Annotated in this window: 29 protein-coding genes, 1 tRNA gene and 1 pseudogene; 17 read left to right on the forward strand and 14 right to left on the reverse strand. The window is 56.1% G+C overall.

The genetic code is table 11. From position 1 onward, the window contains the following. Positions 1–38 precede the first annotated feature (38 nt). The 6 genes from ACOI06_RS08155 to ACOI06_RS08180 all read right to left on the reverse strand — a co-directional run bounded on the left by ACOI06_RS08155 (position 39) and on the right by ACOI06_RS08180 (position 5,022). Positions 39–830, reverse strand: coding sequence for a head maturation protease, ClpP-related (locus ACOI06_RS08155; RefSeq protein WP_420662034.1), 792 nt, complete (start codon positions 828–830; stop codon positions 39–41). Next, positions 805–2,145 (reverse strand): phage portal protein, encoded by a 1,341-nt coding sequence (locus tag ACOI06_RS08160; RefSeq protein ID WP_420662035.1) that lies wholly within the window; start codon positions 2,143–2,145, stop codon positions 805–807. The genes ACOI06_RS08155 and ACOI06_RS08160 overlap by 26 nt, the downstream gene beginning before the upstream one ends. Continuing rightward, a complete protein-coding gene (locus ACOI06_RS08165; protein WP_420662036.1) occupies positions 2,138–2,302 on the reverse strand; it encodes a hypothetical protein in 165 nt (54 codons plus the stop codon). Before ACOI06_RS08165 ends, ACOI06_RS08160 begins: the two co-directional genes overlap by 8 nt. Continuing rightward, positions 2,299–4,074, reverse strand: coding sequence for a terminase large subunit (locus ACOI06_RS08170; protein ID WP_420662037.1), 1,776 nt, complete (start codon positions 4,072–4,074; stop codon positions 2,299–2,301). The genes ACOI06_RS08165 and ACOI06_RS08170 overlap by 4 nt, the downstream gene beginning before the upstream one ends. Continuing rightward, a complete protein-coding gene (locus tag ACOI06_RS08175) occupies positions 4,043–4,510 on the reverse strand; it encodes a phage terminase small subunit P27 family (RefSeq protein WP_420662039.1) in 468 nt (155 codons plus the stop codon). Before ACOI06_RS08175 ends, ACOI06_RS08170 begins: the two co-directional genes overlap by 32 nt. 179 nt (positions 4,511–4,689) lie before the next feature. Next, positions 4,690–5,022, reverse strand: a complete 333-nt coding sequence (locus ACOI06_RS08180) for an HNH endonuclease (RefSeq protein ID WP_420662040.1) — start codon at positions 5,020–5,022, stop codon at positions 4,690–4,692. A gap of 142 nt (positions 5,023–5,164) precedes the next feature. Between ACOI06_RS08180 and ACOI06_RS08185 the strand changes: the two genes are divergently transcribed. The 5 genes from ACOI06_RS08185 (at position 5,165) to ACOI06_RS08205 (ending at position 6,471) form a co-directional block, all read left to right on the forward strand. After that, positions 5,165–5,431, forward strand: a complete 267-nt coding sequence (locus tag ACOI06_RS08185; protein WP_420662041.1) for a hypothetical protein — start codon at positions 5,165–5,167, stop codon at positions 5,429–5,431. Positions 5,432–5,480: 49 nt separating this feature from the next. Next, the gene (locus tag ACOI06_RS08190) at positions 5,481–5,669 is read left to right on the forward strand and encodes a hypothetical protein (protein WP_420662042.1); all 189 of its coding nucleotides are present in this window, start codon (positions 5,481–5,483) and stop codon (positions 5,667–5,669) included. Continuing rightward, entirely contained in the window at positions 5,666–5,935 is a 270-nt protein-coding gene (locus ACOI06_RS08195; protein ID WP_420662043.1) for a DUF3489 domain-containing protein, read from the forward strand. Before ACOI06_RS08190 ends, ACOI06_RS08195 begins: the two co-directional genes overlap by 4 nt. A gap of 153 nt (positions 5,936–6,088) precedes the next feature. After that, positions 6,089–6,271 (forward strand): hypothetical protein, encoded by a 183-nt coding sequence (locus tag ACOI06_RS08200; RefSeq protein WP_420662045.1) that lies wholly within the window; start codon positions 6,089–6,091, stop codon positions 6,269–6,271. 14 nt (positions 6,272–6,285) lie between these two features. Next, a complete protein-coding gene (locus ACOI06_RS08205) occupies positions 6,286–6,471 on the forward strand; it encodes a DUF6900 domain-containing protein (protein ID WP_420662046.1) in 186 nt (61 codons plus the stop codon). Here ACOI06_RS08205 and ACOI06_RS08210 read toward each other — a convergent pair. The 4 genes and pseudogenes from ACOI06_RS08210 to ACOI06_RS08225 all read right to left on the reverse strand — a co-directional run. Continuing rightward, positions 6,468–7,709, reverse strand: a complete 1,242-nt coding sequence (locus ACOI06_RS08210) for a site-specific DNA-methyltransferase (protein ID WP_420662047.1) — start codon at positions 7,707–7,709, stop codon at positions 6,468–6,470. The two genes, ACOI06_RS08205 and ACOI06_RS08210, sit on opposite strands and share 4 nt — an antisense overlap. Positions 7,710–7,969: 260 nt before the next feature. Next, entirely contained in the window at positions 7,970–8,380 is a 411-nt protein-coding gene (locus ACOI06_RS08215; protein ID WP_420662048.1) for a DUF6362 family protein, read from the reverse strand. Then, positions 8,373–8,840 (reverse strand): crossover junction endodeoxyribonuclease RuvC, encoded by a 468-nt coding sequence (locus ACOI06_RS08220; RefSeq protein ID WP_420662049.1) that lies wholly within the window; start codon positions 8,838–8,840, stop codon positions 8,373–8,375. Before ACOI06_RS08220 ends, ACOI06_RS08215 begins: the two co-directional genes overlap by 8 nt. Before the next feature lie 119 nt (positions 8,841–8,959). After that, positions 8,960–10,532 (reverse strand): annotated as a pseudogene (locus ACOI06_RS08225) (phage/plasmid primase, P4 family); the annotation flags it as partial. 1,688 nt (positions 10,533–12,220) lie between these two features. On the opposite strand from ACOI06_RS08225, the gene ACOI06_RS08230 reads away from it, so the two are divergent. From ACOI06_RS08230 to ACOI06_RS08260, 7 genes are all read left to right on the forward strand, one after another. Further along, a complete protein-coding gene (locus tag ACOI06_RS08230) occupies positions 12,221–12,418 on the forward strand; it encodes a hypothetical protein (protein ID WP_420662050.1) in 198 nt (65 codons plus the stop codon). After that, a complete protein-coding gene (locus tag ACOI06_RS08235; RefSeq protein ID WP_420662051.1) occupies positions 12,415–12,849 on the forward strand; it encodes a DUF2924 domain-containing protein in 435 nt (144 codons plus the stop codon). Before ACOI06_RS08230 ends, ACOI06_RS08235 begins: the two co-directional genes overlap by 4 nt. A 5-nt stretch (positions 12,850–12,854) precedes the next feature. After that, a complete protein-coding gene (locus tag ACOI06_RS08240) occupies positions 12,855–14,228 on the forward strand; it encodes a recombinase family protein (RefSeq protein ID WP_420662052.1) in 1,374 nt (457 codons plus the stop codon). After that, positions 14,225–14,596, forward strand: a complete 372-nt coding sequence (locus tag ACOI06_RS08245; RefSeq protein ID WP_420662053.1) for a site-specific recombinase resolvase — start codon at positions 14,225–14,227, stop codon at positions 14,594–14,596. Before ACOI06_RS08240 ends, ACOI06_RS08245 begins: the two co-directional genes overlap by 4 nt. Positions 14,597–14,811: 215 nt before the next feature. Further along, positions 14,812–15,060 carry a hypothetical protein gene (locus ACOI06_RS08250; RefSeq protein ID WP_420662054.1) on the forward strand — a complete coding sequence of 83 codons (249 nt, stop codon included), beginning with the start codon at positions 14,812–14,814 and terminating at the stop codon, positions 15,058–15,060. Positions 15,061–15,164: 104 nt separating this feature from the next. After that, complete coding sequence (locus tag ACOI06_RS08255) at positions 15,165–15,446, forward strand: type II toxin-antitoxin system RelE/ParE family toxin (RefSeq protein WP_420662055.1); 282 nt, start codon at positions 15,165–15,167, stop codon at positions 15,444–15,446. Between the two features lie 6 nt (positions 15,447–15,452). Next, entirely contained in the window at positions 15,453–15,767 is a 315-nt protein-coding gene (locus ACOI06_RS08260; protein WP_420662176.1) for a HigA family addiction module antitoxin, read from the forward strand. 594 nt (positions 15,768–16,361) lie between these two features. On the opposite strand, the gene ACOI06_RS08265 is transcribed toward ACOI06_RS08260, so the two are convergent. Then, positions 16,362–16,437: transfer RNA gene (locus ACOI06_RS08265), tRNA-Phe, on the reverse strand. Positions 16,438–16,674: 237 nt separating this feature from the next. Between ACOI06_RS08265 and hemA the strand changes: the two genes are divergently transcribed. The 5 genes from hemA (at position 16,675) to ACOI06_RS08290 (ending at position 21,127) form a co-directional block, all read left to right on the forward strand. Beyond that, positions 16,675–17,955, forward strand: coding sequence for a glutamyl-tRNA reductase (gene hemA, locus ACOI06_RS08270; protein ID WP_420662056.1), 1,281 nt, complete (start codon positions 16,675–16,677; stop codon positions 17,953–17,955). Between the two features lie 183 nt (positions 17,956–18,138). After that, positions 18,139–19,221: a peptide chain release factor 1 gene (gene prfA / locus ACOI06_RS08275; protein ID WP_420662057.1), complete on the forward strand. Its 1,083-nt coding sequence runs from the start codon at positions 18,139–18,141 to the stop codon at positions 19,219–19,221. A gap of 43 nt (positions 19,222–19,264) precedes the next feature. Next, the gene (gene prmC / locus ACOI06_RS08280; RefSeq protein WP_420662058.1) at positions 19,265–20,143 is read left to right on the forward strand and encodes a peptide chain release factor N(5)-glutamine methyltransferase; all 879 of its coding nucleotides are present in this window, start codon (positions 19,265–19,267) and stop codon (positions 20,141–20,143) included. 94 nt (positions 20,144–20,237) lie between these two features. After that, positions 20,238–20,564, forward strand: a complete 327-nt coding sequence (gene grxD, locus ACOI06_RS08285) for a Grx4 family monothiol glutaredoxin (protein ID WP_420662059.1) — start codon at positions 20,238–20,240, stop codon at positions 20,562–20,564. A gap of 2 nt (positions 20,565–20,566) precedes the next feature. Then, positions 20,567–21,127 carry a UbiX family flavin prenyltransferase gene (locus tag ACOI06_RS08290; RefSeq protein WP_420662177.1) on the forward strand — a complete coding sequence of 187 codons (561 nt, stop codon included), beginning with the start codon at positions 20,567–20,569 and terminating at the stop codon, positions 21,125–21,127. 67 nt (positions 21,128–21,194) lie between these two features. Here the strand turns inward: ACOI06_RS08290 and ACOI06_RS08295 are convergent, their stop codons facing one another. The 3 genes from ACOI06_RS08295 to folB all read right to left on the reverse strand — a co-directional run bounded on the left by ACOI06_RS08295 (position 21,195) and on the right by folB (position 23,260). Further along, positions 21,195–21,923 (reverse strand): SDR family oxidoreductase, encoded by a 729-nt coding sequence (locus tag ACOI06_RS08295; RefSeq protein ID WP_420662060.1) that lies wholly within the window; start codon positions 21,921–21,923, stop codon positions 21,195–21,197. Positions 21,924–22,000: 77 nt separating this feature from the next. Next, positions 22,001–22,876: a tRNA 2-thiocytidine(32) synthetase TtcA gene (gene ttcA / locus ACOI06_RS08300; protein ID WP_420662179.1), complete on the reverse strand. Its 876-nt coding sequence runs from the start codon at positions 22,874–22,876 to the stop codon at positions 22,001–22,003. Between the two features lie 15 nt (positions 22,877–22,891). Then, entirely contained in the window at positions 22,892–23,260 is a 369-nt protein-coding gene (gene folB, locus ACOI06_RS08305; RefSeq protein ID WP_420662061.1) for a dihydroneopterin aldolase, read from the reverse strand. Between the last annotated feature and the right edge of the window lie 6 nt (positions 23,261–23,266).

Consider the following 23,266-nt stretch of genomic DNA (forward strand, 5'->3'; position numbering starts at 1 on the left):
GATTGGTGAGGTGCGTAGTGGGGTGCTCAGTGGGTTGCTTACGGCGTAGACAAGGTCTGCGCCAGAGCGGCGGAAAGCGTGGTGAGTTCGCCTTCTGCAATTCGTGCCACCATCTCTGCTGCCAGACGCTCTCGTGCCGAACCCTGTGGTTCAGGGAGAGTTTCGGTTTGCTTGGTGACGACATCAGCGGCCAGGTACTCATCAGCAAAGCCCAGGTCCAGCGCACGCGTGCCGTCGATCCAGGACTCGTCGTTGAGCATCTGTTCCAGATCGGCCACGGCCAAACCCGTGCGTGCGGCGTAGATCTCGGCGGCAACCCGATCAAAGGGTTCGATCCAGTCCGCAGCCTCACGCAGGTCATGACGGTTGCCGGCAGCCACGATCCAGGCGTTGTGGATCATCAGAAACGCTGCCTTGCCGATCTCGACGGTGTCACCCGCCATGGCGATAACCGAGGCAGCTGACGCAGCCACACCCAGGATGCGGATGCGAACTTCGCCTTCATGGGCACGCAGCAGGTTGTAGATCGCCAGCCCCTCGAAGTAGTCGCCACCCGGGCTATTGATGTTAACGACCACGGTCTGACCAGCGCCGATCTTGCGCAAAGCCGCAGCAACCCTGCGAGCGGTCACGCCTTGGCCCGTCCAGCCATCTTCGCCAATGGGCTCCAGAATGGAGATGTGATTGTCCGAGTCGCTCTCGTCGCTTGCGCGCAAGCCGGCATTCCAGGCAAGCAGTACGCGCGGCGAGATCTCGAAGGCCACATCGGGCGACGGCGTGACGACAGGCGCTTCGGGCAGTGCGCTACGCACCGGGCGACTTGCGCCCATCAATACTGAGCCATTGCGAGAGCGCGTTGTGGAGATGTTCTTCATCCTTGTGTTGTCCAAGAAGGTCGATGGGAGAGAGGTTGGTCTGCACCGTCAGCACGTCAGCGTTGCCGCCGCGCCGCGGCAGGTTTTCCAGTACGCGACAGTCGTCGCGGGTGAAGATGCCGTTTTGCACCATCTGTGAATAGAAGGATGCTCGGGCCGTGCTGTCCGCACGCAGTAGTCCTTCGATGGCGTACTCGGCGTAGAGTCGGTCCTGATCGTCTGGTGCGATGAGAGACCGCTTGATTGCCTGCTCAATGCGGCGCAACCACGGTGCCAGTGCGAAGGTCAGAAAGCCCAGTTTCTTTTGTTCCAGACCAGTGCCCCAGTTAGAGTCCTTGTGGCCGTAGCCGACCATGCTGGGGTCGACCAGAAAGAAACGACAGATCTCTTCGCCCATGTGCAAGCGAGATTCCAGCAGCTGCGCGTCAGTCGGGTTGATGCCGATGGTGTCGGCCGTCATGCCTTGCTCGAGCACCGGTGAGCGGCCTGCGTTGATCGCGCCCGAGACGCTCTTGGCGTACTCACGAAACTCCTCGCGCTGCGAGGGCTTCAGGATGGAGTCGACCTTGAAGTAGACCGTGGGCATCATGCCGTTCTTGAAGGTGCGCGCCGCGGCTTCCTCTGCCGACATGGCCGAACCGAACACGTTGCAGGCGTAGGTAATCGGGGACAGACCCATGATGCCGTCAAGCGTAAAGGCAGGAATGTGCATCATGCGTGAGCGTGGAATCTCACGCTGGCCACTTTCGGTGTTGTAGACGTACTGCAGCGTGTTCTTGTTTTGCGTCACCTGCATCCGTGATGGGAGCAGAAACGACAGGCCGATCACCTGGCCACCACTGCGGTGGATCTCGATGTAGGCATTGCCCCAAAGCAGCATCGAGGACACGACCGCTTCCCAGAAAGTGACAGCCGTCATGTCGGCATTGGGCTGGTCGTGGATCACGCGGTACAGCGGATGCTCGCCCATCAGCTTGCGACCACCATCACCCTGGCGCTCATACAGTCCAAGCGGCAAAGTGGAAATGGTTTGCGAGATGAGTCTCACACACGCCCACACCGCTGCAAGCTGCAGGGAGTTGTCGACGGTGACGGTTTTACCACTGGCGGAGTCCACACCAAAGAGCGAGGCCCAGAATCCACCATCGGTCAGACGGATCGCTCGACCACCCCAGGCTTCCCACAGCGACATGCGTGGCTTGCGTGCGGCCTGAGAGAGTACGTCGACGAAGTTATCCGGTCCTCGTCGGTTGTTGGTATGGTTACGCACTGATCAGCCCTCGTCGGATGAACCCGGAAATGAGCAATGAGCTGACTGCGCCTGCAATGAGCGCCCAGCCACTTCCTGCGAGCAAGTACACGCCGGCCACAGCCAGTGCCAGCCCCAAGAGACCGGAGAGAATAAAAAGAGTGAGTGCAGTCTTCATAGAATGATCGGATTGCGAATTGCGCTCATGAGCGCTTCGTTGTCATCGGACGTGGCTAGGGCTCCGAGCCCAAAGGCCATGAGCAGAGCAACCATGTCGTCAATCTTGTCGGCGCTTCGTTTGCGGTCGGGCGCCATGTTGAGGTTCACGTCGTGGCGCGCCACGAGGTTTGAAGCACACCACGCAAGGACTGGATCCCCGCCGTGGGCAAGATGGCCGCTGACGTATGCACGCTCCAGCGCTTGCATGGCCGGGTGATAGGACTTGGGCCCTTGCACAAACTGAATCATGGGCACTCCCTGGTCGAGCAAGCGACTCACGAGGTCGGTCGCGTTCCACGCGTCAAAGGCAATGTTCTCGATCTGGAAACGTTCGGTTGCCTGCAGGATCTGATCCTCGATCACGGCGTAGTCGGTGACGTTGCCCGGGGTTTGTATCAGGGTGCCAGAGTTGACCCAGCCGGCATAGGGCACCGTGCCACGCTCGGTTCGATACGCCACACTGTCCTCAGGCACCCAGCGCCAGCCGTGCGTGTACCACATGCCCTCGACATGCCAGAGCAGACGAAAGGCGGCAATGTCTGTGGTGCTTGCGAGGTCCAGCCCACCCCAGCAGGGATAGTCCGCCAACCAGTCAAGATCGACTTCGCCTGCGCAAGCCATCCATTTGTGCAAATCAATCCAGCCTTCGGCAGTCGACGCCGGGCGGTTGAGCCGCTTGATGCGAAACTCGGCAAGCTTTGACGGCATCTGCTTGGCCTCGACCGCTTCCCGGCGGATGGCGTCGAACAAGTGCTCGTTGACATCCAGCAGGGGATTGGCTTTGACCCACTTGCTCTCATCGAACTCGTCGTCCGACTCGATGCCGGCGGTCTTGTCCTCGTTGTCCAGGGCAAAGAACACAGCTAGAAAGTGATCTGCTGTCGTCCCCAATCCACCTTTGAGCAGTGAGAACGCAAAGCCACGAATCTCAGCCCATGGCCCTGGGTTGCTGTAGCCTTCGGTGGTCGTGAACAACCACAGCGGGTTTGCACGCGCACCGGCTGCCGACTGCAGCACGTTCAAGAGGTCGGCCGACTTGTGGGCGTGGATTTCGTCGAGTGCCGTGTGCGACGGGTTCAGACCGTCCTGCGTGCTCGCCTTGGCATGAACCGCCTTGAACGCCGCTCCGGTTTCAAGTCGCGTAATGGTCTTGGCCCACGTCTGCAGCCCAAAGGCATCGCGCAGCTCGGAAGTCTTTTCCGCCATGCGCTTGGCAATCCGAAAGATGATGGATGCCTGGTCATACGTCGTGGCGGCGCTGATTACCTGCGCACCGTCCTCGGGCTCGCAGCACAGGCAGTAGAGCAAGATCGCGGCCGACAGGGCCGACTTCCCGTTTTTGCGTGCGACCGCGTAAAGCGCGGACGTGAAGCGGCGCGGGTGAAATGCTCCCCAGCCTTCGATCTCGATGGCGGTGCGCTTGCGAAACCCAAAGAGCTGCGCCACAAAGAAGATCTGCGCCGGGTGCAACTGCAGGTAGGGCGTCTGCCAGCGTCCTTCGACGTGAGGGAGCTTCTCCAGAAAGTCGCAGGCATTGTTGGCATGCCACTCGTCAAAGAAGAACTCGCACTCGGGGTCTTCGGCTCGCTCAAGGTCACCCAGAAAGCGCTGCGCGGCCAGTCGGATCCATCGACCGTGTCGCGCGTGGTGCCGGTCACTGACAGCGCGCTCGGCGTACTCAATGGCGCTGGCGACGTAATCACGATCCTCGACGGACAGCGTTGCTGGCAAAGCGGTTCTGGGCCTTGGGCGCACCACTGAGCGTCACGCGTGAACGCGACGAGGGTGTGAAGCCCAGCTCGGCCGCAGCCTTCATCATGATCTGTGCTTGGCGGTTTACAATGGCCAGCCACGGGTTCTGCATCGGATCGCCCTTGACGGGGGACTTCACAATCATTCCCATTTGCGCGACGCGCTCGGCTGCCTGCCGATGCAGATCACACGCAACAACCCAGATTGCCAACACCTTCTCATCGACCGTGGTCACCAGGCCCGGCGGGCAGCTCTCGACCGCGTCTTGCCACACCAGCTTCTGATCGTCGGTGAGCCAGTCTGGCGTGACCAGATCCGACAGTGGCAGTTGCGGCTCGTTGATGTTGAGCGGGCGCTTGCCCGGGTTGTCGGCGATGATTTTTAGCGCAGTTGGTTTGGGTTTGCGTCCTCTCATTGTTCGATCCGGTTATATGAAATCTGTATTTAGCGGCCGCGTTTGATACCCCATTGGTAATAACGCGCACGCAAAAAAAGGGTTGGGCGGCTGGTCGAGGTAAAAAGTCGTGGACTTTGACCCCACCCCTGCCCATCTGTTGCCCGCCATTGCTCAGGGGCAAGTGACTGTTTTTATCTTCATTTCGTTGCCGACTTTCTGTGTCGGGTCTGTCCTCTGCGCACTTCTTGCGCAGTCTTTTTACGGTGACAGCTGCGGTTGATCGCCTGGAGGTTGTCTGGCTCGTCGCCACCACCTTCGGCCAGCGGCACGATGTGGTCGACCTCATGGGCCGGCAGTGGCGCTGACCCCACCCGACAGTCCTCGCACTGGCACAGCCAGCCATCACGCTCGAGGATGCGCCTGCGTAACTTTTCCCATCCTTTGCCACGTCCACGGCCCCAATTGGGAGCGACCGGTTGGTGGCGTTGAGCGCGTGTCTCACGCCGGAAGATGGGTGCGCGTGTGGCCATGGTTTGATGCGTGGGTAATGCGGGGCAAGTGTGTCTCTTTCTTCTTGAAAAACAATGACTTATTGCTTGATATGTTCCACAAAGGAAGCAATGATGTAGTCACTGGAGCACACAAGCAAACAAGCAAACAAGGAAAAACACCATGAAAACCGAACACGACTACATCGCAGACCTCGCCATCAGAAACGGCGCCGAAGCCCTGCAGAACGCACGCAGCGTCCTCGAGCGAGCCCTGAAAGAACTCGACTACTACACGGAGCGTTACGACAGCCAGGAGGACTTTGACGACAAGGGGGAAACCCTGAACGCAGCACTCCACCACCTGACGACCTTTGTCCCGAGCAACGTCCGACTGGACCTGCTTGCCAACGCCCAGGCCCGACTCGCCTACGCAAAGCGCCAGAGCTGATCAACCAGGGGCCGGGACAGCCCGGCCCAACTACACACCGGAGCACACCATGAACCAAGTCACCGTCAAACGCATGAGCACAGACGAAGTCAACGTCTCGCGCCGCACCGTCTGGTACGACATCTACGTGAATGGTCACTACCACAGCACCACAGACGACGTGATTGTTGCGTGCGAACTCAAAGAAAAGCTCGAGCGCGGCAACAAGCGTGCCCGGCAGCAAGGAGAAACGAAATGACCAAGACGAAAACAGCAGCCAAAGCCAAGCAGAACGCACAGAGCACCGTTGACACCAAGCCACTGGCACGCGCCAACAGCAAGCAGGCCATCGTGATTGAGCTGCTGAAGCGCGAGGAGGGCGCCACCATCGGCCAGATGTGTGAGGCCACCGGCTGGCAAGCCCACACCGTGCGAGGCACGCTTTCGGGCACGCTCAAGCGCAAGGGCCTGGTGATCACGTCCGAGAAGCCCGAGGGCGGCGAGCGTGTTTATCGCAGCGCTTGATCAACGAAGAACCTGAGCTGATTGCACCCCTGTTTCAGGGGTGTTTATTTTTGAGAAAAGATGTTTAAAAACAATCAGATATAGCTTGATGTTCTTCGTGAACGAAGCAATCATGTAATCACTGGAACAAACAAACGGACACGGAGAAACACCATGAAAGACCTCAACCACACCCTCGACACCCAGATCAACAATCTCGAAGCCGGCCAGAGCTTGCGCCTTGGCGGCAACGACCAGGTCTGGACCACGGCCGAGCGCAGCGGAGACGGCAAGACCCTGCGCTTTGTACGCCACACGCCCACCAGCAGCACGATCTTCAGAAGCTGCAAGTTTTAAGCCGGAGCATGACCATGAAAACCATCAACGACAAGCTTGAACAGATCTTTGAAGCGATCGCCCAAGAGCACCTGTGTATCTACTCTCTCGAGCCCCGTAACTCTGACCGGCTCGACTTTCACGATGTCTCGGTCTGGGGCGTCAAGGCTGCGCTCCTGGCGGCCTACGAAGCCGGACGCAGCGCCGCGAAGCAGCGTTAAGCAGCCACCTCCACCAACTCATCAAATGCAACACCGTCCGAGAGGCGGTGTGCTTGTTCTCCGGTGAACTCCTGCCAGCGACGCACGATGACGTCGACGTATTTGGGATCCAGTTCAATCAGACGGGCCTGGCGACCCGTCTTCTCACAGGCAATCATGGTGGTGCCCGACCCACCAAAGGGGTCGAGCACGATGTCCTTGGTCTTGCTGCTGTTGCGCACGGCGCGTTCGACGAGCTCCACCGGCTTCATGGTCGGGTGCAGGTCGTTCTTGTGGGGCTTCTTGATGTGCCAGACATCGCCCTGGTCGCGGGCACCACACCAATAGCGATCAACGCCTTCTTTCCAGCCGTAGAGGATGGGCTCGTACTGGCGCTGGTAATCGGCGCGACCCAGGGTGAAGGTGTTCTTGGCCCAGATGATGAACGTCGACCACTTGCCACCTGCTTCACGAAACGCGGCCTGCAGGGTGTCGAGTTCGCTGGATGACATGGCGATGTAGATCGCGCCCTTGGTCACTTCCAGCATGCGGCTGCAGGCGGTGGTCAGGAAGCCCTGAAAGTCGTCACCGAGGTTGTCGTTCAGGATGGGGCGGTTCTTGCCTCGCATCTTGTCCTTGGCGCTGTTGGCGTAGTTGACGTTGTAGGGCGGGTCCGTGAAGGTCATGTCGGCCAGGGTTTCGCCCAGCAACGATGCGTAGCTTTGTGCGTCGGTAGAGTCGCCGCACACCACGCGATGTGCGCCACAAACCCACACGTCCCCGGTTCGGCTCACGGGCTCTTCTTCGACTTCGGGGACCTTGTCCTCATCGGTCAGGCCCTCCGTGCCGGTGTCCATGCCCATGTAGGCTTCCAGCTCAGCGGGCGAGAAGCCGATCAGATCCATCTCAAACCCCACCTCCTGCAGATCGCCCAACTCGATGGCGAGCAGCTGCTCGTCCCAGCCCGCGTTCAGTGCGAGCTTGTTGTCGGCGATGATGTAGGCGCGCTTTTGCGCATCGCTCAGGTGGGTGAGTTCGATCACCGGCACCGTTTCCATGTCAAGCTTGCGTGCCGCGAGCACACGGCCGTGGCCGGCGATGATGCCGTAGCGACCGTCGATCAGCACCGGGTTGTTGAATCCGAACTCGCGGATGCTGGCTGCGATCTGTGCCACTTGGGCATCGCTGTGCGTTCTGGCATTGCGAGCGTAGGGGATGAGCGATTCGGTGCGACGGTATTCGACTTGGAGACTGGTCATGGTGTGCTGAGCGGATAGGCAATAAAAAACCGCCACGCACGCACGGGGCATCGGTGGCGGTGAGGGTGGCATGAAACACAGGAGGAGACTGGGGCCTTCTGGGTGCGGGCCGCGCAGTTTCTTTGCTGCCCGCACTTCTGTCCAGAAGATAGCTGAAATATTACCCTAAAACCGTCAAAGTGTTGCATGCGTAAGTTGTTGAAAAAAGGACAACTATTGCAATCCGAGGACATCTGCTCAGGTGGTTGCCCACCTTGCCCCTACAGTTCGGATGAATTGAGCGTGTTTTTCACGACAGATTGCTCAGCGAGCGTGCCAAGTGCTGCCTTCCACCGCCGCCACGCGGTGGTCCGATCGCAGCCAAAGCGCTTGGAGATGGCACCCCAGCCGTAGCCTTTGGCCCGCATCCAGACAAGATGTCGGGCCTGGGGCTCCAGGCACTGCACCCAGCGCATGACCTCCAGCATGGCCTCGATGTCCCGGGGTGAGGGTGGAAAGCGGGGTGGCTCTCTGTCATCGGCCTCGAGCATCTCGAAACGGCTGCGTACGATCGTCGGCCACAGGTTGAAGTAGCCCTGCACCTTGACCGGCGGCAGGCGCCTGGCTGTGTGAGCCGCTGCTGACAGGCGAGCGGCAATCTCCTCGAGGGCGATGTCAGTGGGTTCATTCATGGCTGATCTCCGTTCTTGCCCAGTTGAGAATGGCCAGAGCATCGGCCTCGTTGTCGTCCTTAGGATCAAAGCCAAGTTGCTGGACGGCCGCTATCATCTGCGCCTTGCTGGCGTTGCCTTTGCCGGTGGCGTGCTTTTTGATGGTGCCTACGGGCACCCCTTGGTACGGAATCTGGTGGTGCTCGCACCAGGCGCTCAGATGGGCCAGAAAGCCGCCGTAGGCGTGCGCTGCATCCACACCGGCATGTCGGCGCACCTCCTCAAAGAAAACCGCGTGCAGGCCCTCCGTGCGGTTCTTGAGATCCGTCAGCCAGCGACGAAAGCGCAGGTAACGCATGCCGCCGCCCTCGAAGCGGTCGGGCCGAAAGCTCTGGCTGCCGCTGTCGATACGTCCGTCGGCACGCAGCAGTGCCCAGCCGGTGGTGGTACCCAGATCCAGGGCGAGAATCGTTGTCATCATGTTCAGTCCTTTCCGTGTTCCGACACATCAGACGCAGCGACCGGTTAAGTTCTTACGCGCGCGCGGGCGTGGGCGTGGGCGTAAATCATTGCTTATGTCGGATGTGTCAGAACGCGATTTCAATCGTCGTTGTATGGGGTGTAAGAAGGTGCATAGGGGAAGCGCAGCGCCAGGCCTCTAAAGCCTCGATTGCCTGCGGCGTTGCGCCATTTGTCAAAGCCCCGTGTGACCAGCTGATCGGAGAAGCGACGCTGAGAGCCCACGTATTCGCCTGCCTCTTCGGCCCAGCGTTTCCAGTCGGCAAAGAGTTGTGCGGTCAGGCCGGTCGCATTCGGGTCGAGATCACAGCGCTCTTCAAGCCAGCGGCCCATGGCGTCTTCGGCCTCGAAGTACTCGTCTGTGGCCGCTGCGACAATGACCGGGGGCTTGAGTCCGTGCTGTTGCCAGAGCAGGCATCCCTGGACCGCCCAGGCCATGATGGCGTCACGCTCTGCGAGGAGTTTCTCCGTGAGTCGGGGATCCCGCCTCTGTGGCGGCACCGTGACTGTGAACGGAATGAGGTGCAGGCGTCGGCGCATGGCTTCGTCCACGTTGCGGATCGCTGGCTTGTGGTTGCCGGCAATGACCAGCTTGAACTGAGGCGTGTACTCGAAGAAGTCCTGACGCATGAAGCGTGCGGAGATCTTGTCACCACCGGTGATGGCCTTGAGCTTGGATTCGTTCCAGCGCCGTCCCTGTTCGGTCTCGGTGCTCGAGACCAGACGCGCACCCCGAAGCCCGGCCAGGTCGGTGGGGTGACGGTCCCCGCGTGTGTCCATGAAGGTGTCCATGGCTGCGTTGGTCGCGTAGTCACCGAGAATGGTGGTGATGACGTTCACGAACACTGACTTGCCATTGGCACCGGTGCCATAGAGAAGAAGAGCGCGTGCGCCTCGGTCGATCCCGTCAGGCAGTAGCCCACCATGCGCTGCAAGTAGTTCTGCAGCTCCTCGTTGCCGCCGGACACATCGGACAGGAACGCTTTCCAAAGTGTTGACTGCCCCTTGGGTGTGGCCGTTGTGATCTTGGTCATGCGGTCGTCGCGGTCGTGTTCACGAGCCTGACCCGTTCGCAAATCAACGACACCACCGGGCGTGTTGAGAAGCCAGTTGTCTGCATCCCATTCCTCGACGGTGCAAGCATGACGACGGTCGGACCGTGCCAGACTTTCGACGGCGCTGATCGTACTGTTGGCTGAGAGCTTGGCTGCCGTTCGGACGGACGTTGTCTGGGCAGAGGCCGCCCGGCACGTCAAACGCACGAGGTGTCTGACAAGCAGAGTCTCATCGGCTTTCCAGCGTCTGCCGTCCCACATCTGCCACTTTCCCCAGCCAGCCACATAGCACCAGTCGTGTGCATAGTCCTGAGTGAAAGCCAGTGCCAAAGCGTCTTCCGAGTCGGGCACGCTGTTGACCTGTTCGCTGGCATTGGACGGAGAGGTCACGTGCATTTTTGCGCTGTGTTTGATGAAATCCTGAACGTCGAGCCCTCAGCAATGGCATCCGCGGCGTCCCAGCCGCGTGGGCTCTCTTCGGGCACCAGCAGGTGTTTGCAGCTCTCCGAGCCGGGTGACCAGGCCACCGTCGGCAACGGCGGGAATAACACTGAGCGCTTTGCCCAGTGATTTGATGACGCACTCTGCCACCCAGTCTTTGGCGACCTGATAGCGCACCAGATCGTCTGGGTCGACTCCAAACAAGATGTCGGTTTCTGGTTCGACGGCAATGAGCCGGCCTGCATTCTCACGCACTGACAGGGTCTGAACACGCCCGTCGTCATCGATGAGTTTGACCGTGTTCGCGGGTCCCATCATCTTCAGAAATCCTCCGGCCAGAAGCAGATCAAGGTTCGATCCCCACGCCTGTAAATCACGCAAGCGCACCTCGGTCGTCTGAGCCTCAAAGAGGCGCAGTACGGTGGTGAAGACAGTGCCGATATCCTCATTCTGGAATTGGGAAGGGCAGATGAGAATGCCGTATCGATTGAGAATGGTTGTACTCAGATCGCGCAAACGTTGGTCGCGCTTGCTGGAGATGTTGCAGCGGTTGGGCGTGCTGATGGTGATGGGCATGTTGACCGTTTTTGCGCCGCGCAGCAAGCTGGCGTTCAAGACGACCCGTACGATGCGCAGGTAATCTCGTTGCAGCGGAGATTTGTCTCCGAAAATATCCTGCATGGCTTCTTCGAGATCGTCATCTGGCTGCACCTTTACCGAGACGCGGCGGTTCTTGGCACTGATCAATAGATCAAGTTCCACCAGGCGCACTTCACTGACCTCGTCCAAACCATCGAGCACGTCCTGAGGTAGTTGAAGGCTTTCGTAGAAGCGGCTGAGGTCGTACTGGCGCAGCGTCATCGGCCTGCCGGACAGCGCAACCTCGAGGACATGGTGGGAGACCGCCTGGGCAAGCCGAGCGCGGGCCGAGCGGTCCTTGCAGAGCACTTCTAGTGTGCGATTTTCAGGGATCACTTTGACGGTGCTTTCCACTGGGGGTGTGTAGTAGAGCGGTTCCGTCTCGAGCTCGCTGTTGGTGTTCTGTACGCTGCGCTTGTCACCCGCATGGCGGATCAGAAACAAGTGCTCGCAGGCAACCGTGCCATCGTCCAGAGAACGCTTGATGGGGACGTATTCGACCCGACATTGGCCAGTGGTAGCCAGCGCCGTACAGATGGCTTTTTCCAGATCCGCTTGCGTGTTCTCGTCCCATTGAAGGCTGACCGGTTTGTCTGTATCGATATCGAAGGCGTCATACAGCTTGCCAAGGTTGCGAAAGTAGTCCGAGTGGAAATAGGCCTGAGCCTGACGAAAGAGGTCGGGCGCGAGCGTAAAAAGGATGGTTGCTCGACCAATGGCGTCTGGCGCCTCATCGAGCAGCGCGTCAAGTGCCGGCTCGCCGATGTCGACCGTGTAGGCTTTTTCACGTGCGAGTTGTTGCGCTGAGTCAGCCGCATCGTCCGAGAGTTCGAGAATCTGCGCCGTGTGACCATCCAGCGTTGTGCGGACTTCTTCTGGCAGCTTTGCGAATTTGGTGCGGTAATGTTTTCTCTGGTCTGCGTCTGGCGCGTCGCCATCGGCCGGGGAAACCTCTTTCAAGGCCTCAAAACCACTGTGTTTCTGTATCTCATCCACAAATAACTGGATGGATTGCAGGGGTGCCATCTTGAGAAAGTTCAGCAGTGAGGCAGCGTTTTTCCAGGATATTTTCACAATCAGTCTCCAACGATTTGCTGTATATGTGAACAGTGGTTTATATAAAGCTTAGCTTTATGGCTATACATTACCCTCCAGCTCGGACGATTTGCGAGACCATAGAGACATGGTTTGAATCATGGAGCTTGTGATGGCAATAAAACCCGACGAACAGACACACCCGAGCCGTATGAGCGGCAAAGAACGTGCACGCGAAGTCGCCCGTATCCTGGTTGGCTGCATGGCGCGGCACCGTCGCGAAGAAGCGACAGATACACCGGTTCGACTTGGCTTGATGGATGAAACGAGCGTTCATACAAACTCCTATCAAAACAAGGAGTTGATATGACTCGAGACACAACGGTGGCAGCACGCGTGACTGCCTTGGCAACGGCACCCATGGAGGATTTGTGGGTGTTGTGGGATCAATACTTTCGGTCGCGGCCCCAGTATCCCAATCGCGCGCACATCGTCTCACGCCTTGCATACAAGATCCAAGAGGAGGCGCACGGTGGGCTGAACCCACGATTGCGAAACCGATTGATTGACGTCGGTGCCAGGCAGTCGAAGATCAAGCGCAGGCGTAGTAAGAAGACCTACGAGTTTGCGCCCGGCACTGTCCTGTTGCGGGAATGGGGTGATCGGGATCATCGGGTGACGGTGACACCTGAGGGGCACTTTGAGTATGAGGGCCAGACGTATCGCAGCCTCACCGCGGTGGCACGACAGATCACGGGCACCCATTGGTCTGGCCCTCTTTTCTTTGGACTCACGGAGTAGACGACATGACAAAAACTCAATCGAAACCGGTGCGCAAGCGCTGCGCCGTCTATTGCCGGGTGTCGACCGACGAACGCCTGGACCAAGAGTTCAACTCGATTGATGCGCAGAAAGAAGCCTGCCACGCCTATGTCGCCAGTCAGCGAGCAGAGGGCTGGATTCCTGTGGCCGACGACTACGACGATCCAGGCTTCTCCGGTGGCAACACAGATCGGCCAGGGCTGAAACGTCTGATGGCGGATATCGAGCGCGGCCAGATCGACATCGTGGTTGTGTACAAGATCGACCGCTTGACGCGCAGCCTTGCGGACTTCTCAAAGATGGTCGAAGTCTTCGAGCGCCAGAGCGTATCGTTCGTGTCCGTCACGCAGCAGTTCAACACCACCACGTCAATGGGTCGGCTGATGCTCAACGTCCTGCTGTCCTTCGCCCAGTTTGAGCGTGAGGTCACGGGCGAGCGCATCCGGGACAAGATTGCACTCTCGAAGAAGAAAGGGATGTGGATGGGTGGCACGCCACCCCTGGGGTACGACGTCATCGCCCGCAAACTCGTCGTCAATGACAAAGAGGCCGCGTTGGTGCGTCAGATTTTTGACGACATGGTGGTCCTTGAGTCCACTGCTGCGCTGGCTCGCAAGCTCAATGCCGAGGGCCACACCACAAAGTCCTGGATCACAAAGAAGGGGATTCATCGGCAGGGTGGGCCGCTCTCTGCCCAGTATCTTCACAAACTCTTGAACAACCGGATCTACCTGGGCGAGTTGTCATTGAAGGGGGAATGGTTTGCTGGGGAACACGAGGCCATCGTCGACCAGGACGCCTGGGAGAAGGTGCAGGCGGTCTTTGCGGTCAATGGTGAGGATCGGCGCCAGAAAACAGGAATACGGTTCAGGACCGACTCGCTGCTGCGGGGCTTGCTCTACGCGCCCGACGGCCAGCGATTGGGCTCGAGCTTCACAACCAAGAATGCTGGCAAACGCTATCTGTATTACGTCACCCCACGGCCGGTGACTTTTGGAGAAGTGGTGAACAAGAAGCTGCGAATCCCGAGCAAGCAAATTGAAGGTGTCGTCGTCGCCCAGATCAAGAGCGTGCTGAGCAGCCCTGAAGCCCTTCAGGCTCTGGTTGGGGAAGGGGATGCGGTCAACCTGGATGAGGGCACTGTGGTGGTTGCCATGGCAGATCTCGAGCGGATGTGGGATCACCTTTATCCCGCTGAACAACACCGTTTGGTGAATCTGATGATTGAGCGCGTTGATCTGGTTGACGATGGCCGTGTTCAGGGCGTTGAGATTTCCTGGCGCGAGCTGGGCTGGCGTGAGTTGCTGTCCGAGTTTGCCGACAACACCATCGGTGCCGAAGCGTTGGAGGTGGAATGATGGAACAGATTTCAGGGCCTATCCCGTCCTTTGTGCCGATGACTTTTGCGCCTCGTCGGCATCACGTCATCGATGGTCAGGCGGGGCCGAACAAGCGAATTCTTGAAGCTGTGGCGCGTGCACTCTACTGGGAGGATCTGTTGGATCAGGGCGAGTTTGCCAGCATCAGCGATCTTGCGCGAGCCGAGGACCTCCAGCCCACCACCGTGGCCAGACTCTTGCGTCTGGCGCGCCTGTCGCCCGAAGTCATCGACACCCTCATGGAGGGCGCACAGCCGCGATGGTTGAGCCTGTACTGGCTACAGCGCAACGACATCCCGCATTCGTGGCAGGAGCAGATAAACCTGCTGACGGGAGATCGGCCATGACAGAGCGACGACGCCCGATCCGTAAAGCGGGTCAATCAGGACGGCCACTGCCCGCGGCCGGTGTTCGCCTACAGACGTTTGTGCCATGGGCACCGACCAGGCGGAAATCACCACGTAGAGAGATCGTCACACCCGACGGGGCGAGCCAAACGTTTCAGGTGCGCTCAAAGGCCACGGAGGCCCAGGAGGAATCAACTCTGATACGTGCGTTGGGGTTGGCCTATTATTGGCAGCACCTGCTGGACGAAGGACGCATCGCGTCGCCGGGAGCTATTGCGCAGCTGGAAGGCTTGGATGCCAGCCACGTGCGCAGGCTGCTGCGCCTGACACTATTGGCGCCGACTGTCATTGATCAAATGGTGAACTCTGAGAGCTTGTCGTTCGATAGAATCGTGCGTACGCCATGGCCCGACGACTGGTGGCGGCAGGCGGGGCTGTTGCGGTCGCTGGCGGATAGTGTTTGATCACAGAATACGTGACATCGGGTGAACCATCACCTGTCAACCGGTCAAGATGGTTGACGCGCTATGGTTGTTGCGAAGTGTGTCTCATGGCGATACAATGGATCATGATAAAAACCTTCCGACATCGTGGTTTACAGCGCTTTTTTGAGGCCGGGAGCAAAGCTGGAATACAACCTTCACACGCTTCAAAGCTGGCGCGTCAACTGCGTCAGTTGGATGCTGCAACCAGTGCTGATGACATGGATATGCCCGGGTGGCGTTTGCACCCTTTGCACGGTGCAAAGCTCGAAGGGCATTGGTCGGTGTGGGTTAATGGAAATTGGCGTTTGACGTTTACGTTTGAGGGTCAGGATGTCATTCTGGTTGACTACCAGGACTATCACTAGGAGGTCATTATGCGTATGCACAATCCGCCGCATCCGGGCGAGACGCTTCGTGAGGATGTTCTTCCGGCACTTGGTTTGTCGGTGACCGAGGCCGCTCGGCAGTTGGGAGTGAGCCGTGTTGCTTTATCGCGTGTGTTACACGGTCGTGCTGCGATTTCTGTGGATCTGGCCAGAAGGCTGGAAGTATGGCTTCGCAAGCCCAATGGCCGTGGCCCCAGCGCTGAAACATGGTTGCGTGGTCAGATCGACTACGATCTGTGGCAGGCCGAGCATTCTGGAGACGAATTGCAGGTTGAGCCGGCGCATGCTGCGGTGGCCTAGTGTCGACCTTGTCTAACGCCCTCAGTCGCTGGTCGACTGTGTGACGGTCGATCTTAATGCTGCGTTGTCGGCAGAAGATGAAGCGCTAGCTGGCCGATGTCGGTCACACAAGCGGTATGACTGTTTATGACACAGACCGCGGAATGAATGCTGTCGAGTCATCTCGAGATTGCTCCAATGCGGCCAGTGACTCTGCAATGAAACTCATAGGAAGTCTTGAATAACCGAATCCACCCATCCGACGGGGCGAGCCAAACGTTTCAGGTGCGCTCGCGAGCCACGCAGGCCCAAGAGGAGACAACCTTGATCCTACGGATGATGTCGTCAGGTGCTGAGGGTTCTTGTTCGTCACACACCAAGCGCCGCTATCCATTTTCAAGTTCAAACCACCTAGCTGCAAACCCGCAGAATCACTAGGTTCGGCCTTGGGATCGCTCCTGACTTTTGCAGATAGGAAAGAGAGAGATACGAGAAAAGATCGCGAAAACTACCGGAATGGGGGATTTTCGGTCCTCTGGCAAATCCGCGCAAGCCCGCCAATACTGGGGCTTCAGGCACAAAAAAGCCCGGCGAGAGCCGGGTTGTTGTATTCGGTGGTGGCCCGGGGCGGAATCGAACCACCGACACAAGGATTTTCAATCCTCTGCTCTACCGACTGAGCTACCAGGCCAACCGAAGACTGAACTATACACTAAATTTTTGAATGTTGCGAAGGCAGTAGGGGAAAGTGTTGCATTTGTGCCTTGCAGGGTTCGTGTAAGCAGTATTTTCTGCTGACGGGCGCAATCACCTAGGGGAAACCTTACAAAAGGGGTTCTATTAACTATAATAAGGGGATATGTCTGTTTTTACGCGTACTTTTGCGTAAATTTTCTCGAACTTCTTTTATTTGGTCATCGTTACATCTATGTCTGTCGGAGTTTATACACTGGGTCTCAATCACACGTCTGCATCGCTTGCAGTGCGTGAACGGGTGTCCCTGTCTGATGATCTGATTGCACCGGCGTTGGCATCATTAAAAGAAACGTTCGGTACACGGTTGCGTGAAGCGGCATTCTTGTCGACCTGTAACCGCACAGAACTTTATTGTGCTGCAGAGCCATCTGTGGCACAGGAGCTGGCGCAATGGTTAGCTGGATTTAACCAGCTGGATCAGCGCATGATTGAACCGCATCTGTATTTACATGATCGTGACTTAGCAGTCCGTCATGCTTTCCGAGTCGCCAGTGGTTTGGATTCCATGGTGCTTGGCGAGCCGCAGATTTTGGGACAGTTGAAGGATGCAGTCAGAGTGGCTGACCAGGCGGGTTCGCTGGGTACGTTGTTGCATCAACTCTTTCAGCGTACGTTCTCTGTTGCAAAAGAAGTTCGTTCAACCACAGCCATTGGTGAGCAGTCGGTTTCTCTGGCTGCCGCCGCAGTGCGTTTGTCTGAGCGCGTGTTTGGTGAACTCAACAACTCAAAAGTGCTGTTTATCGGTGCTGGCGAAATGATTGATTTGTGTGCCACGCACTTTGCGGCTCGAAACCCAGCCCAAATGACGGTTGCTAACCGCACACGTGAACGCGCTGAAACCTTAGCAGCAAGGATTGGTGCCTCGACGATGCGCCTGGCCGAATTGCCTGATCGTCTTGCTGAATTTGATGTGGTGGTTTCCTGTACGGCCAGTACGTTGCCGATCTTAGGATTGGGTATGGTAGAGCGCACGACACGTCAACGTCGTCGTTTGCCAATGGTCATGGTCGATTTGGCAGTTCCTAGAGACATTGAGCCTGAAGTAGGCCGTCTGGACGACATCTACCTGTATTCAGTGGATGATTTGGGCAAGGTGGTGCAATCAGGTGAACAAAACCGCCGTGCAGCGGTTGTCCAAGCAGAAGCGATCATTGATGCACGCGTGCGTAATTTCATGAAGTGGTTAGAGCTGCGCTCAACGGTCCCCATTATTCAGTCATTGAGAGCAGGTGCACAAGCCGTTCAGGCGCATGAACTCGAAAAAGCGCGACGTGCGTTGGTTCGAGGTGAGGATCCTGATCAGGTGATGGAGCAATTGGCGCATGCGCTGACACAGAAATATCTCCATGGCACCTTGTCTGCTTTGCATCAGTCTGAGCAAAGCGATAGACAACAATTGATGGGCTGGTTACCCAAACTCTTTCCCTCTTCGGCGGGTCGTCGTCAGCATTAGCGGCTCTGCCTGCCTTTAAGAGAGTGGGTTGTGGTGGGTCGCGTGTTGTTTCGTGCCGTGTCGTTACTTTCCCGCCCATGACCGTACATGACGTACCTGTACTAAACCTTGCTGTGGGTTGCGCTGATGTATTCCAACATTGAGTCTGCGCCCTGACTATTTACTTTTTATAAGACCAACATCATGAATGAAGCAATGCGTTCGCGCCTTGAGCAACTGGGTCGTCGACTTGAAGAAGTTGATGCACTCTTGGCCGAGCCTGAAACTGCCAACGATATGAAACTATTCCGGCAATTAGCCCGTGAACGTTCAGACCTCGATGACGTTGTGAAAGCCTTTACTGAATTCACACAAGCTGAAGCCGATTTGGAAGGGGCGCGTGAGTTGATGTCTGATCCTGAGTTAAAGGAGATGGCACAAGAAGAGTATCAATTAACAAAAGCGCGTTTGGACATTTTAGAAGACGAGCTGCAAATCTTGTTGTTACCCAAAGATCCAGATGATTCCCGCAGTGTGTATCTGGAAATCCGTGCTGGTACCGGTGGCGATGAAAGTGCACTCTTTGCGGGTGATTTGCTGCGCATGTATGCACGCTTTGCGGAGCAACACGGCTGGCGTGTGGAAATGATGTCAGAAAGTCCGGCAGAGCTTGGCGGATACAAAGAAGTCGTTGCCCGCATTGAAGGTGAAGGCGTCTATGGCTTACTCAAGTTTGAGTCGGGTGCGCATCGTGTTCAGCGAGTGCCCGAAACGGAGTCTCAAGGCCGTATTCACACGTCTGCATGCACGGTTGCCATCTTGCCTGAAGCCGATGAAATGTCTGACGTCATGATCAATCCCAGCGATTTGCGTGTCGATACATTCCGAGCCAGTGGTGCCGGTGGTCAGCACGTCAACAAGACCGATTCTGCCGTGCGCTTAACGCACTTGCCAACGGGCTTAGTGGTGGAATGTCAGGATGATCGTTCACAACACCGTAATAAAGACAAAGCCATGCAAGTGCTTGCTGCACGCTTAAAGGACCTGCAGTTGACTGAGCAGCGCGACAAAGAGGCCGCAGAACGCAAGAGTCTGGTGGGTTCAGGTGATCGTTCTGAACGGATTCGGACTTATAACTATCCGCAAGGTCGAGTCACAGATCATCGCATTAACCTCACGCTTTATAAATTAGTGGCCATTATGGATGGTGACCTGGAAGAGTTGACCTCCACACTGGCGGCTCATCATCAGGCAGATCAGCTCGCTGCACTGGCTGATGCGCACTAACAGAGCTGTCGGTTAAGACAAAGTTAGGACAAGATTGAGACACATGGATAGGTCAAATTCAGACTCTTTGACGGTTGCGAGTTGCTTACAAATAACCGATCTGCCACGAACAGAGTTGCGTTTGCTGTTGTCTCATCTGTTGCAACAATCCAATAGCTGGCTGATTGCGCACGACGATTACCGTTTGACGTCTGATCAACAAAAGCAGTGGCAGACGCTGATTCAACGCCGTCAAGCGGGTGAGCCGATTGCTTATGTGTTGGGGTGGCGTGGTTTTTGGGATTTTGAGGTGAAGGTCACACCGGATGTACTCATCCCCCGACATGAAACTGAGCGTCTGGTCGAGGTCGCCTTAGAAGCTTTGACGAGTCAGGGAGTTGGCTCTAAACCAGCAATCCTTGATTTGGGGACGGGTAGTGGCATTGTGGCCATTGCGCTGACTCGAGCTTATCCACAGGCTCAGGTGATGGCTACAGACTTTAGTGAGGCAGCGCTTGCCATCGCTCAAGAGAATGCGCAACGTCTTCAAGCATCCATTACTTTTATACAGAGCGATTGGTTGGCTGATTTGCCGACAAAGCTTGATGATGCATCGATGCGATTTGATCTGATTGTTTCGAACCCGCCTTATATTCACGCACAAGACATTCATTTGCAACAAGGTGATTTGCGTTATGAGCCGAGTTCGGCGCTGACAGACGGTGAAGATGGTTTATCGGATTTGCGTACTATCATTTTTGAATCAAAGCGTTGGTTAAAGCCGAGCGGTTGTTTGTGGCTTGAACACGGTTACGATCAAGGTCAGGCGGTGCGGCAGTTGTTAGAAGAAGCAGGCTATCAGTCCATTCAAACGCACCGAGACCTGTCAGATCATGAGCGAGTCAGTGGTGGTATTGCACCTCTGTCTGCGTTAACCCTATAAAATAGCTTGCAGTGTGTTGCTTAAGTCCAGAATGCCTGATTTTGGCGCAATGGGCTGAGCAGATTTTTTGACTTTATTTGTGGAATCGATCTCTATGTCAGACGTACAAGAATTCATCAAGGAAACCGTGACCAGCAACCCTGTTGTGCTGTTTATGAAAGGCACAGCCCAGTTTCCTCAGTGTGGTTTTTCTGGTCGTGCGATCCAGATTTTGCGCGACTGTGGTGTGACTAAACTGGTCACCGTGAACGTCTTGGAAGACGGTGAAGTGCGTGAAGGTATCAAAACCTTCTCACAATGGCCCACCATTCCTCAGCTGTACATTGATGGCGAATTTGTCGGTGGTTCAGACATCTTGGCTGAAATGGAACAGAGCGGTGAGCTCAAAGAGATGCTTGAGCAAGCAGGTGCAACCAATTGAGTGTGCGTCGACTGGTTGTTGGAATCACCGGTGCAACAGGCGTGGCCTATGCGGTACGCCTGTTGTCTGTTCTGAAAGATCGAGATGACGTTGAAACGCATCTCATTATTTCTTCAGCCGGTATTCTGAATCTGCAACACGAGTTAGACATTACCCGACAAGACTTGCTGGATATGGCGGATCACGCTTATTCAGTTAAAGATGTGGGGGCAACGATTGCTAGCGGTGCATTTGCAACGCATGGGATGGTGATCGTGCCGTGTTCTATGCGGACATTGGCTGCGGTTGCCCACGGTCTGTCAGATAACCTGATTACACGTGCAGCTGATGTGACGTTAAAGGAGCGTCGTCGCCTTGTGATGGTGGTTCGTGAAACTCCCTTCAATTTGGCGCACTTACGCAATATGACAGCTGTCACAGAAATGGGTGGTGTGATCTTTCCACCGCTGCCTGCCTTTTATCAACGGCCTGAGAGTATCGAGGATATGGTGAACCACACGGTCGCCCGAATTCTTGATCTGGTTGATATTAAGGTTGAAGGTGCTTCTTGGGAAGGCCTGTGATGAAGCCTTCCGCTCATTGATTGACGCTTATTGATTTAATTTGATAGCTTCGCTGATGGCGCGGCTACTACGCGGTCTGTGAGAGACCGAGTGTCATACCCCCGCACACATAAAGCACTTGTCCTGTGATGAAGCCTGCACGGTCATCAATCAGGCTGGCTGCCGCGTGTGCAATATCTTCTGGGGTGCCCATCCGTTTGACTGGAATGGTCTCCAGAATCAGCTTGGTTTTTGGGGAATCAGGTGGATTGCCTGAGATAAAGAGTTCGGTCGCAATTGGGCCAGGTCCAATTGAGTTCACAGTCACGCCATCGGCGGCGGCTTCCATGGCCCATGTGCGCATCATGCCAAGTATGCCTGCTTTAGTTGCGCTGTAAGCGGTGCGAAGTTCTTTGCCGAGTGCTGCACGACTAGCAATGTTAATGATTCGGCCGAATTTTGCTTTACGCATGCCGGGTAGCAGCGCTTGTACTAAAAGCATGGGGCCACGCAAATTCAGCTCAACCACCGCCTGAAAATCTTCAATGGTGGTGTCTTCTAATGTAGCTGGGCGAATAAAACCGGCATTGTTCACCAATCGCAATACATCGCCGGCTTCGACCAGCGGTGCAAGACCTTCTTTGACCTGTTGCGGATCCATCAGATCAATCTCTAGCCAGGTTTCCCCGGGCAGTAATGATTTGGGGGCCACGATATCCAGATTAATAATCTGATAACCGTCATCATGTAAACGTTGTGCGATTGCACGTCCGATGCCGCCGCTGGCACCTGTGACCAGAACTTTAGGTTGACTCATGGCGAATGATCCTTTTGGTGGATACGAGGTTTAAAAGACTTTAGTTGAATATGACCGATCGTATCGCACCCGCGCTCTCAAGGGAACTCAGGTTCGTCAAACGCAGTATCTCCATCGGGAAAGGCATCCCCCGTGGGTTTGAGGCTCTTGAAATCAAATAGATCAGCATCCATCAGATGTGAAGGCACGACGTGACCGAGCGCATGAAAAGCATTCCAAACACGCTGGGGAGATTCTTTTTCCCACTGACGAATCATGCGCAATACTTCTTGGCGCTTGAGGTTGTCTTGCGAACCACAGAGATTACAGGGAATGATGGGGAACTCACGAATCTGAGAATATGTGATCAGATCGTCTTCACGAACGTAGGCCAAAGGGCGGATGACGGTGTGTAAGCCATTGTCTGAGACAAGCTTGGGTGGCATGCTTTTGAGTCTGGCTGCAAAAAACAAATTCAGAAAGAATGTCGCCAAAATATCGTCGCGATGATGTCCGAGTGCAATTTTAGTGGCCTTAATTTCACTGGCGACCCGATAAAGCACGCCACGACGCAGGCGTGAACACAATGAACAGGTTGTTTTACCTTCAGGAATGACCCGTTTAACGATGCTGTAAGTGTCTTGCTCTTCGATGTGAAACGGAATCTGGCGCGCACGTAGATAATTGGGCAGCACGTCTTCTGGAAACCCAGGTTGTTTTTGATCCAGATTAACTGCGGTGATATCAAAGTGAATGGGTGCACGCTCACGCAGAATTAATAACAAATCTAACAGTGCATACGAGTCTTTACCGCCTGAGAGGCAGACCATGACATGGTCGCCATCTTCGATCATGTTGTAGTCAGCGATGGCTTTGCCAGTTTCGCGTAACAATCTTTTTTCAAGCTTGTTTGCGTTGACCTTCTGATTGTTGCGTGAAGGGACTCTGACGAGTTGGACGGGATGAACCTGCATGGTCATTCTCTCTGATCAAGCGGTTGGACGTTGTGCGGTGACTTCGATGGCGACACCACCTGTATCCGCAAAAGCGGTGAGTTTAGTGACACGGACGGTTGCGCTGCGCACATCCGGAAAGCGGTTAAGCAACGTGTGTGCAAGACGATCTGTCAGTGTTTCCAATAGGTTAGTGTGACGATCGGTGCATTCATGCACAATCGTTTCATGCACAAGCCGATAGTCAAGAACGGTTTCGATATTCTCTTCATCAGCCGCTTGATGGACATCGACATCGAGCTGGGTATCAACCAGAATGGGTTGCTTTGCCAGTTTTTCGTGATCCAGAATACCGATGCTGGCTTGCAGAGCAATGCCGGAAAATATGATTTTTCTTGTGGACATGATAAA

The sequence above is a fragment of the Orrella sp. 11846 genome, assembly GCF_048820935.1.
Classification (GTDB): domain Bacteria; phylum Pseudomonadota; class Gammaproteobacteria; order Burkholderiales; family Burkholderiaceae_B; genus Algicoccus.

What these genes read in the sequence shown, in the direction of transcription:
- grxD (WP_420662059.1), top strand. Translation starts at nt 20,238, where the DNA reads ATGTCAGACGTACAAGAATTCATCAAGGAAACCGTGACCAGCAACCCT.
- ACOI06_RS08220 (WP_420662049.1), bottom strand. Translation starts at nt 8,840, where the DNA reads ATGATGACAACGATTCTCGCCCTGGATCTGGGTACCACCACCGGCTGG.
- ACOI06_RS08200 (WP_420662045.1), top strand. Translation starts at nt 6,089, where the DNA reads ATGAAAGACCTCAACCACACCCTCGACACCCAGATCAACAATCTCGAA.
- ACOI06_RS08190 (WP_420662042.1), top strand. Translation starts at nt 5,481, where the DNA reads ATGAACCAAGTCACCGTCAAACGCATGAGCACAGACGAAGTCAACGTC.
- ACOI06_RS08180 (WP_420662040.1), bottom strand. Translation starts at nt 5,022, where the DNA reads ATGGCCACACGCGCACCCATCTTCCGGCGTGAGACACGCGCTCAACGC.
- ACOI06_RS08295 (WP_420662060.1), bottom strand. Translation starts at nt 21,923, where the DNA reads ATGAGTCAACCTAAAGTTCTGGTCACAGGTGCCAGCGGCGGCATCGGA.
- hemA (WP_420662056.1), top strand. Translation starts at nt 16,675, where the DNA reads ATGTCTGTCGGAGTTTATACACTGGGTCTCAATCACACGTCTGCATCG.
- ACOI06_RS08185 (WP_420662041.1), top strand. Translation starts at nt 5,165, where the DNA reads ATGAAAACCGAACACGACTACATCGCAGACCTCGCCATCAGAAACGGC.
- folB (WP_420662061.1), bottom strand. Translation starts at nt 23,260, where the DNA reads ATGTCCACAAGAAAAATCATATTTTCCGGCATTGCTCTGCAAGCCAGC.
- ACOI06_RS08230 (WP_420662050.1), top strand. Translation starts at nt 12,221, where the DNA reads ATGGCAATAAAACCCGACGAACAGACACACCCGAGCCGTATGAGCGGC.
- ACOI06_RS08240 (WP_420662052.1), top strand. Translation starts at nt 12,855, where the DNA reads ATGACAAAAACTCAATCGAAACCGGTGCGCAAGCGCTGCGCCGTCTAT.
- prfA (WP_420662057.1), top strand. Translation starts at nt 18,139, where the DNA reads ATGAATGAAGCAATGCGTTCGCGCCTTGAGCAACTGGGTCGTCGACTT.
- ACOI06_RS08165 (WP_420662036.1), bottom strand. Translation starts at nt 2,302, where the DNA reads ATGAAGACTGCACTCACTCTTTTTATTCTCTCCGGTCTCTTGGGGCTG.
- ACOI06_RS08255 (WP_420662055.1), top strand. Translation starts at nt 15,165, where the DNA reads ATGATAAAAACCTTCCGACATCGTGGTTTACAGCGCTTTTTTGAGGCC.
- ACOI06_RS08175 (WP_420662039.1), bottom strand. Translation starts at nt 4,510, where the DNA reads ATGAGAGGACGCAAACCCAAACCAACTGCGCTAAAAATCATCGCCGAC.
- ACOI06_RS08210 (WP_420662047.1), bottom strand. Translation starts at nt 7,709, where the DNA reads ATGACCAGTCTCCAAGTCGAATACCGTCGCACCGAATCGCTCATCCCC.
- ACOI06_RS08195 (WP_420662043.1), top strand. Translation starts at nt 5,666, where the DNA reads ATGACCAAGACGAAAACAGCAGCCAAAGCCAAGCAGAACGCACAGAGC.
- prmC (WP_420662058.1), top strand. Translation starts at nt 19,265, where the DNA reads ATGGATAGGTCAAATTCAGACTCTTTGACGGTTGCGAGTTGCTTACAA.
- ACOI06_RS08215 (WP_420662048.1), bottom strand. Translation starts at nt 8,380, where the DNA reads ATGAATGAACCCACTGACATCGCCCTCGAGGAGATTGCCGCTCGCCTG.
- ACOI06_RS08245 (WP_420662053.1), top strand. Translation starts at nt 14,225, where the DNA reads ATGATGGAACAGATTTCAGGGCCTATCCCGTCCTTTGTGCCGATGACT.
- ACOI06_RS08155 (WP_420662034.1), bottom strand. Translation starts at nt 830, where the DNA reads ATGGGCGCAAGTCGCCCGGTGCGTAGCGCACTGCCCGAAGCGCCTGTC.
- ACOI06_RS08205 (WP_420662046.1), top strand. Translation starts at nt 6,286, where the DNA reads ATGAAAACCATCAACGACAAGCTTGAACAGATCTTTGAAGCGATCGCC.
- ACOI06_RS08235 (WP_420662051.1), top strand. Translation starts at nt 12,415, where the DNA reads ATGACTCGAGACACAACGGTGGCAGCACGCGTGACTGCCTTGGCAACG.
- ttcA (WP_420662179.1), bottom strand. Translation starts at nt 22,876, where the DNA reads ATGCAGGTTCATCCCGTCCAACTCGTCAGAGTCCCTTCACGCAACAAT.